Raw genomic sequence first — 8,665 nt, 5'->3', positions numbered from 1 at the left:
CCGCTTTCGGCTTCGCGCAGAAAGCCGATGACCTGCTCGTCAGTAAAACGTTTCTTCACGTCCAATCTCCTCGGGGTAGGGAATTGGACTCCAAACTGAGGCGCTACTCAAAATTGGGTGGACGTCGCCGGCAGCATCACGCCGGAGATGTTGCGCTGGATCCAGCCGGTGGTGCGCGACCGCAGCCAGAACGAGTTGAGCCTGTTCACCGCCAACCTGAGCAGCGAGCTGTTCCAGCTGCCCGGCGGTGCGGTGTCGTTCGCCACCGGCTACGAGTACCGCAAATACGAAGGGTCGTACCAACCCGATCCGCTCACCGTGGCGGGGCGTTACAACGGTGTGCCGTCGTTGCCCACCTCGGGTAGCTACGACGTCAACGAGGCCTATCTCGAGCTCAACATTCCGATCTTCGCCAACTCGTCGTTGGGCGACAAACTCGATCTGAATATCGCCGGCCGCTATTCGGATTACTCCACCTTCGGTGGCGAGTTCACGCCAAAGTACGGCCTGCGTTGGCAGGTCACCGATGAGTTGGTGCTGCGCACCAGCTATGCAGAAGGCTTCCGTGCGCCGACCATCGGCGAGTTGTTCGGTTCGGCGGCGCGCGCCGATCTGCAGTTGTCGGATCCATGCTCGATCGGGCTGGGCGGCACCGCGCCGCGTGGCAGTGCTGCCAATTGCGCCGCGCTCGGTGCGCCGGCGGGCTATCAACAGGCCAATCAGCAGATCTCGGTCACCACCGGCGGTAACGAGCAACTGGATCCCGAGCGTTCGCGCAGTTTCAGTGCCGGCTTTGTGTTCAGCCCGGGCTTTGCGAGCAATGCCAGCTGGTCGGATCGCCTCGATCTGGAAATGACGTTCTATCGCCATCATGTCGATGGCGCGATCCAGGCGATCAATGCGCAAACGCAGCTGGATCTGTGCGTGGACACGCTGGACGCGCTGTACTGCAACGGCATCACGCGTGCATCCACCGGCGGCATCAATGGATTCAACAATCGGTTGACCAATCTGGGTTCGATCAAGACCGACGGCTGGGATGTGGATCTGTTCTGGACCTTGCCGGAGACGGCGTTTGGCCGCTTCAAGTTGTCCTGGCAGAACACCTTCGTGGGCCGCTACGAGGCACTCGGTGCAGCAGGGCAGCGGCAGCCGCAGGGGCCGGGCATCGAAGTGGTGGACAGCGCGATCCCGGAATGGACCAGCAACGCGGTACTGGATTGGTCGCTGGGCAACTGGACCGCATCGTGGACGGCGCGCCATATCTCCAAACTCACCGAGCAATGCGGCGATGCGGTGGAGTTTGCGGTGTGTTCCGATCCTGCCGTAGGCACCAATAGGCTGGATGCGATCACCTACCACGATGCGCAGGTTGGCTATCGTGTCGATTGGCTGAAGGGTCTGCAACTCACGGCCGGTTTGAACAACGTCTTCGACAAGGACCCGCCGCTGTGCCTGTCGTGCTCCCTCAACGGCTATGACGCATCCACTTACGATATTCCCGGTGGGCGCTTCTGGTATGCGCGTGTGGATTTGAAGTTTTAGTCCATCGGGTCGGGTCGGTCGTAAAGCGGAGAGCGGTTGATCTGTGGCTTGGCTGCATGGCCCTTGCCCGCCCACCATCGCGGGACACGCCGCAAGTACGTCCATGTAGGCTCTTACGCGGCATCCATGCCGCGTAAGGTCCCGCGACGGTGGGCAGGCAAGGGCCAGTCGAGATGGTCGGTGCGCATGGTTGCAAGCAAGGCATGGTGTGTTGTTTGGATAACGCCGCGGCCGATCAGCTTCGCAACGCAAAACGCAACGCGATCAACAGGTAGGCCTTCATGAAACTACCGACCAACTTTCTGGTGCGGTGTCCTCACCGATTGCGGGACCGTGTGGCGGCATGGATGCCGCTACCGAGCCTACATGGACGTACTTGCGGCGTGTCCCGCGGGCGGTGAGGGCACCGCGCCCTCGACCAGCCAAGTTTTTGATCGCACCTAAACGACGCAACGACTCCGGAATCTCGGTTGTCTTGAAATGCATGGAGAGTGCGGATAGATCAGTTACAGAGCGCTTGATCTGTGACTCCGCTGCAGGGCCCTTGCCCGCCCACCATCGCAGGACACGCCGCAAGTACGTCCGTGTAGGCTCTTACGCGGCATCCATGCCGCGTAAGGTCCCGCGACGGTAGGCGGGCAAGGACCAATCAAGATGGTCGGTGTGCGTAGCTCTTCTCAAAGCAACCCGCAACCTGTCTGGTGCGGTGTCCTCGCCGATTGCGGGACCGTGTGGCGGCATGGATGCCGCCACCGAGCCTACATGGACGTACTTGCGGCGTGTCCTGCAAGCGGTGAGGGCACCGCGCCCTCGACTACCCAGGTTTACGGCCGCAGCAGTTACCAGTTCACCTTGCGAGCAGGTTAAATCGCGGCATTTACTAAATACAGATCACCCACGCACAGGCGCATCGCCCGCCACGTAGTAGTCCGCCGTACTGCGTGGCAATGGCGTGCGGCCACGCATGCGGTCGGCGATCTTCTCGGCGATCATGATCGTGGTGGCGTTGAGGTTGCCGGTGATGATGCGCGGCATGATCGATGCATCGATCACGCGTAGGCCTTCCATGCCGTGCACACGGCCTTGTCCATCGACCACTGCCATGTCGTCGGTGCCCATCGCGCAGGAGCAGGAGGGGTGATAGGCGGTTTCTGCGCGCGCACGCACGAAGGCGTCGAGTTCGGCATCGGTCTTGCAATCCGCACTCGGGCTGATCTCGCGGCCGCGGTAAGCGTCCAGTGCAGGCTGGGCGATGATCTCGCGGGTGATGCGGATCGCATCGCGAAATTCCTGCCAATCCTGATCGGTGGATTGGTAGTTGAACAGGATCGACGGATGCTGGCGCGGGTCGCGCGACTTGGCATGCACGCGTCCACGGCTGGGCGTGCGCATCGAGCCCACATGCGCCTGGAAACCGTGTTCCTTCACCGCATTGCTTCCGTTGTAGTTGATCGCCACCGGTAGGAAGTGGTACTGAATGTTGGGCCAGTCGAATTCCTCGCGCGTGCGAATGAAACCGCCTGCTTCGAACTGATTGCTGGCGCCGGTGCCGGTGCCGGCGAACAACCACTCCGCACCGATCGCTGGTTGATTCCACCACTGCAATGCCGGATACAACGACACCGGCTTGGTGCAGGCGTACTGGATGTAGACCTCCAGGTGGTCCTGCAGGTTCTGGCCGACGCCGGGTAGATCGTGCACCAGCTGCACGTCGAGTGCGCGCAGCAGATCCGGCGCGCCGATGCCAGAGCGTTGCAGCAGCTGCGGCGAGGCAATCGCGCCAGCACACACCAGCACTTCGCGGCGCGCATGCGCGTCGATGCCCTCGCTGCTATTGCCGACCAGGTAGTGCACGCCGATCGCGCGCTTGCCGGCAAACAGGATGCGGTCTGTGGTGGCGTGGGTGACGATGTGCAGGCCATCGCGCGGACGCGCCATGTCCAGATAGCCGCGCGCGGTGCTTGCGCGGCGCCCCTGCGGCGTCACCGTGCGGTCCATCGGCCCGAAGCCTTCCTGCTGATAACCATTGAGATCGTCGGTGCGCGGGTAACCGGCCTGCACGCCGGCGTCGACCATGGCATGGAACAGCACGTTGTTGTCGTTCTTCGGCGTGGCCACGCTGACCGGGCCTTCGCCGCCGTGATAATCGTTGGCGCCGATGTCGCGCGTCTCGGCCTTGCGGAAGTACGGCAACACATCGCGGTAGCTCCAGTCTTCCAGGCCCGGCCGCTTGGCCCAATGGTCGAAATCCAGCGCATTGCCGCGGATGTAGCACATGCCGTTGATCAACGACGAGCCGCCCAATCCCTTGCCGCGCCCGCATTCCATGCGTCGGTTGTCCATATGCGGCTCCGGCTCGGTCTCGTAGGCCCAGTTGTAACGACGGCCCTGTAACGGAAACGCCAGCGCCGCCGGCATCTGGGTGCGGAAGTCCAGCCGATAATCGGGCCCGCCGGCCTCCAGCAGCAACACGCTGACGCCCGGGTCTTCGGTCAGGCGCGCGGCCAGCACGTTACCTGCCGAGCCGGCGCCGATGATGATGTAGTCGTATTCGCGTTGCATGGTGTTCTCCTGTTGCGGCGCCGGCTTGAAGCGGCTTTCAAAACGATTGCGCAGTGGGGCATCGATGCCTGTGCCCGAAACGGCAGCACTGCCCGCGCGCTGCGGCTTGTGCATGTCGCCGATGGCGCTGGCGACTGCCTGCCAGGTGGTGTCAGCCGCTCAAAACACCGACGCGTAGCGTTCCAGTTCGACCTGTATGGATTTGGTGCGGGTATAGGCCTGCAGCGTCGCCAGCCCGTTCTCGCGGCCCACACCGGATTGCTTGTAGCCGCCCACCGGCATCGGTGCCGGCGATTCGCCCCAGGTGTTGATCCAGCAGATGCCCGCTTCCAGGCGATGAATCAAACGATGCGCGCGTGCAAGATCCGGCGTCACCACGCCTGCGGCCAGGCCGTACGTGGTGGCGTTTGCGCGTGCGATCGCTTCGTCCTCGTCGTCGTAGGTGAGCAGGCTCAAGACCGGCCCGAAGATTTCTTCGCGCACGATGGTCATCACATCGGTGCAATCGCTGAAGATGGTCGGTGCGACGTAGCAGCCCTGTGCCAGCGCGCCATCGCGCAGACGCTGCCCACCGCACAGCAAGCGCGCGCCTTCTGCCTTGCCTTGCTCGATGTAGTCCAGCACGCGCTGCATGTGCGCGGCGCTGACCAGCGGGCCGAAGGTGGTGCGCGTATCCAGCGGGTCGCCGATGTGGATGCGTTGCACACGTGCCAGCAGTCGCGCTTCGAAGGCGTTGCGCAGCGCACGCGGTACGAATACGCGCGTGCCGTTGGTGCAGACCTGCCCGGAGCTGTAGAAGTTGGCCATCATCGCGATGTCCGCAGCCAGATCCAGGTCGGCGTCGGCGCAGACGATCAGGGGCGACTTGCCGCCCAGTTCCATGGTCACGTCCTTCAGCGACGAACTCGATGCGCTGGCCATTACCTTGCGCCCGGTCGCGGTGCCGCCGGTGAAGCTGATCTTTTCGATCTGCGGGTGTTCGGTGAGCGCGGTGCCCACGCTGGCGCCGTCGCCGGGCAGCACGTTGAACACGCCATCGGGCAGGCCGGCCTCGGTGAAGAGTTCGGCCAGCTTGAGTGCGGTCAGTGGCGTGACTTCGCTGGGTTTGAAGATCATTGCATTGCCGGCTGCCAACGCAGGCGCGGCTTTCCACAGCGCAATCTGGATCGGGTAGTTCCACGCGCCGATCGCGCCCACAACGCCGAGCGGCTCGTGCCGCGTGTAGAAGAAGCTGCCTTCGCGCAACGGCATTTGGACGCCTTGCAACGCCTGCGCCACGCCTGCGTAATATTCCAGAACGTCCGCACCGGTGACGATGTCCACGCTGCGGGTTTCGCTCAGCGGCTTGCCGGTGTTGAGCGTTTCCAGCTCGGCCAGCGCATCGTTGCGCTCGCGCAGCAGCGCCACTGCACGCAGCAGGATGCGCGCGCGTTCCACCGCGGTCAGTGCCGCCCATTGCTGCTGGCCGGCCGTGGCGCTGTCGACCGCGGCATCCAGGTCGTCGGCACCGGCGTTGTGCACATTGGCCAGCACCTCGCCGGTGGCGGGGTTGACCACCTCGAAGGTGTGGCCGCCGCGGGCGGGGACGTAACGGCCGCCGATATACAGCAACTGGTCGGGAAAACGTGGCATGACAAACCTCCTGTGGGGCGCACGCGGCAGCGGCGGCACCTCAGCGCGTGAGATGCAGAAACTGCAGGTGACGCTCGTATTGATCGATGATGTCGTTGATGATCTGCTCGCGGCTGTAACCGACCAGGTCGTAATCCTGGCTGCCTTCGTACAGATACACTTCGGCGCGGTAATAGCGTTGGTTGCGCAGGCGTTGCGCGGCGAAGGAAGGCGTCAGGTAGCCGCGCATCACCACCTGGTAGCGGAAACCCTGCTGCTCGCCGTGGTCGACGCTGATTTCCATGTCGCCGTCGTCCAGCCGGCTGCTGACCTGCCAGCCTTCTTCCTGCAGCTGCGCGGTGACCGCTTCGATCGCCGGCCGCACCTGGTCGTGCATGAAACGATAGACCTCATCGCGCGCCGGGAAATGCATCGCCTGGCCCAGGCGCTGACGCCAGCCGCGGTGATGCCGCGATTGCCCGATCAGCGGGCTGGGGCTGTAGAGCTGTGCGCGCTTGCGCTGCGACTCTTCGCTGAGGGCGCGTGACAAGCCCCAGGCCATCAGCAGCAGCACCGCAGAGAACGGCAGCGAGGCCAGCACTACGGCCGATTTCAATGCGTCCATGCTGCCGGCCAGCAACAGGCCGCCGGTCACCACCGCTGTAAGTACGCCCCAGAACACGCGCAGCCAGCGCGGGCCATCGTCGTGCGGTTCGCCGCCGTGCGAGGACAGCGTGGACAGCACCACCGTGCCGGAATCGGCAGAGGTCACGAAGAACACGAAGCTGACCGCCACCGTCACCGTGATCACCGTGCGGCTCCACGGGTAGCCCTGCAGCAGTGAATACAGCACCGTCTGCGGCGCATCGATGGCCTGTTGCGCCAGCGCACCCTGGCCGTGATGCAGCAACTGATCCAGCGCGCTATTGCCGAAGATCGACAGCCACGCCAGAGTGAAGCCGAGCGGGATCAGCAGCACCCCGAGCACGAACTCGCGAATGGTGCGGCCGCGCGAAATGCGCGCGATGAACAGGCCCACGAACGGTGCCCAGCCGATCCACCAGGCCCAATAGAACACCGTCCAGTTGCCCAGCCAATCGCTGCGCCCGCCGTAGGCATACACGTCGAAACTCTTGTTGACCACACTGCCCAGGTAGTCGCCCAGGTTCTGTATCAGCGCGTTGAGCAGATATTGCGTAGGGCCGGCGAACAGCATGAACAGCAGCAGCGCGATCGCCAGCAGCATGTTGATGTCCGACATCCAGCGCACGCCTTTTTCCACGCCGGACACCGCCACCAGAATCGCCGCGCCCATCATCGCCACGATCAACGCGACCTGCACCCAGTGCGTATGCGGCACATCGAACAAGGTGCTCAGCCCGGCATTGAGATGCAGCACGCCAAAGCCCATGTCCGCACCGATACCGAATACGGTGGCCACGATGCCCAGCGCATCCACGGTGTAACCGATCGGCCCGTTGATGCGCTTGCCGATCAGCGGATACAGCGCCGAGCGCAGGGCCAGCGGCAGGTTGTGGCGGAATGCGAAATACGCCAGCGCCATCGCCGCCAGCGCGAACACGCCCCAGCCATGCAATCCCCAATGCAGGAACAACAACTGCATCGCCTGACGTGCAGAGGCTTCGCCGCTGCCGGTGCCGCCTTGTGGCGGTTGCAGATAATGGGTGAGCGGTTCGGAGACGCAGAAGAAGAACAAGGTGATGCTGATGCCGGCGGCGAACAGCATGCCGGCCCAGGAGAGATAGCTGAATTCCGGTTCGTCGTGGTCGGCACCGAGCTTGATGTTGCCGTAGCTGGACAAGGCCACGCCGAGCACGAACACCAGGTACACCGTCATCGCCAGCAGGTAGTACCAGCCGACATTGCGCGAGGCCCAGGTCTGCGCATCCAGCAGCACGCGGCCTGCATCCAACGGAAACAACGACACCAGCAACGCAAACGTACAGACCACCGTTGCCGCCAACACGAACACGGGACGCAAGGTGCGCACCGGTGCCAGTTGCGGCTCCACCGCACTCATACCAGCGCACTCATAAGAGGCGTGTCACGGACTGTGCTCCCAACGAAAAACCGCCTGCGTTATCGCACAGGCGGTGTCGAGGGGGTGTCATCGGTCGAGTTCGCCAGTGCGAACCCGTAGCCACTTTTCGCGGTATTTAACGCAGCAACTGCGTCGGCACGCGGATATCCATGCCAACCGCCAGATGATCAGAAAACGCGGCAGGAATCGCTTCGATGCGTTCGATCGTCAGACTATCGCTGACCAGAATATGGTCGATCGCCCGATCCGGGCGCCAGCTCGGAAAGGTGTGCACTTCACAGCTTGGCGGTTGCAGGCGCGTATGCCGATACAGGGCTTGCATTTCCGGCCGGTCGGCCATGCAGTTGAAATCGCCCATCAACATCGCGTTGGGATGCTCGGACAACAACTCGGCGATGAAAGCCAGCTGCGCCATGCGCGAATTGGCGCCCAGCGACAGATGCGCCACCGCCACCGCCAGGCCTTCGCGACCCTGCCCGAACTTGGCCAGCAGGATGCCGCGCCCGCCGATCCGGCCGGGCAGGGCGTGGTCCTGCACTTCCAGCGGTTCCAGCTTGCTGAGCAAACCATTCGCGCTGGAGGCCACCCCGCCCATGCGGCGGTTGGGCTGATGGCTCCAGTAGTCGAAGCCGGCGCGCTCGGCCAGATAGTGGGTCTGGTTGGTAAAACCCGAGCGCAGGCTGCCCGGGTCGGCCTCCTGCAGGCCGACGATGTCGCGCTCGCCGGCCAGCTTGGCAATGCTGTCCAGGCTGGTGCGCTTGCTGCCAAGCGGCAACGCGTGCGACCAGCTACGCGTTACGTAATCGCTGTAACGGCGGGTGCTGGAGCCGGCCTGGATATTGGCCGTCAGCACCCGCAGGGTGCGCGAATCCGAAGCGTTCACAG

Annotated in this window: 4 protein-coding genes and 1 pseudogene; 1 reads left to right on the top strand and 4 read right to left on the bottom strand. The window is 63.6% G+C overall.

The window, feature by feature from the left end; translation table 11 throughout:
* Positions 1–126: 126 nt before the first annotated feature.
* Positions 127–1,545: pseudogene (locus tag ABS769_RS18770) on the top strand (TonB-dependent receptor domain-containing protein); the annotation flags it as partial.
* An 891-nt stretch (positions 1,546–2,436) separates the two neighbouring features.
* Here the strand turns inward: ABS769_RS18770 and betA are convergent.
* The 4 genes from betA to ABS769_RS18750 all read right to left on the bottom strand — a co-directional run bounded on the left by betA (position 2,437) and on the right by ABS769_RS18750 (position 8,633).
* Positions 2,437–4,107 (bottom strand): choline dehydrogenase, encoded by a 1,671-nt coding sequence (betA, locus tag ABS769_RS18765; RefSeq protein WP_350498240.1) that lies wholly within the window; start codon positions 4,105–4,107, stop codon positions 2,437–2,439.
* Between the two features lie 159 nt (positions 4,108–4,266).
* Positions 4,267–5,739, bottom strand: coding sequence for a betaine-aldehyde dehydrogenase (gene betB / locus ABS769_RS18760; RefSeq protein WP_317061220.1), 1,473 nt, complete (start codon positions 5,737–5,739; stop codon positions 4,267–4,269).
* Positions 5,740–5,779: 40 nt separating this feature from the next.
* Positions 5,780–7,759 (bottom strand): choline BCCT transporter BetT, encoded by a 1,980-nt coding sequence (gene betT, locus ABS769_RS18755; protein ID WP_317061219.1) that lies wholly within the window; start codon positions 7,757–7,759, stop codon positions 5,780–5,782.
* Between the two features lie 136 nt (positions 7,760–7,895).
* Entirely contained in the window at positions 7,896–8,633 is a 738-nt protein-coding gene (locus ABS769_RS18750) for an endonuclease/exonuclease/phosphatase family protein (protein WP_317061223.1), read from the bottom strand.
* Between the last annotated feature and the right edge of the window lie 32 nt (positions 8,634–8,665).

This window comes from Xanthomonas hortorum, from assembly GCF_040279205.1.
GTDB classification, from domain to species: domain Bacteria; phylum Pseudomonadota; class Gammaproteobacteria; order Xanthomonadales; family Xanthomonadaceae; genus Xanthomonas; species Xanthomonas hortorum_F.
This window is presented reverse-complemented; position numbering and strand designations above follow the sequence as displayed.

What these genes read in the sequence shown, in the direction of transcription:
- betA (WP_350498240.1), bottom strand. Translation starts at nt 4,107, where the DNA reads ATGCAACGCGAATACGACTACATCATCATCGGCGCCGGCTCGGCAGGT.
- betB (WP_317061220.1), bottom strand. Translation starts at nt 5,739, where the DNA reads ATGCCACGTTTTCCCGACCAGTTGCTGTATATCGGCGGCCGTTACGTC.
- betT (WP_317061219.1), bottom strand. Translation starts at nt 7,759, where the DNA reads ATGAGTGCGGTGGAGCCGCAACTGGCACCGGTGCGCACCTTGCGTCCC.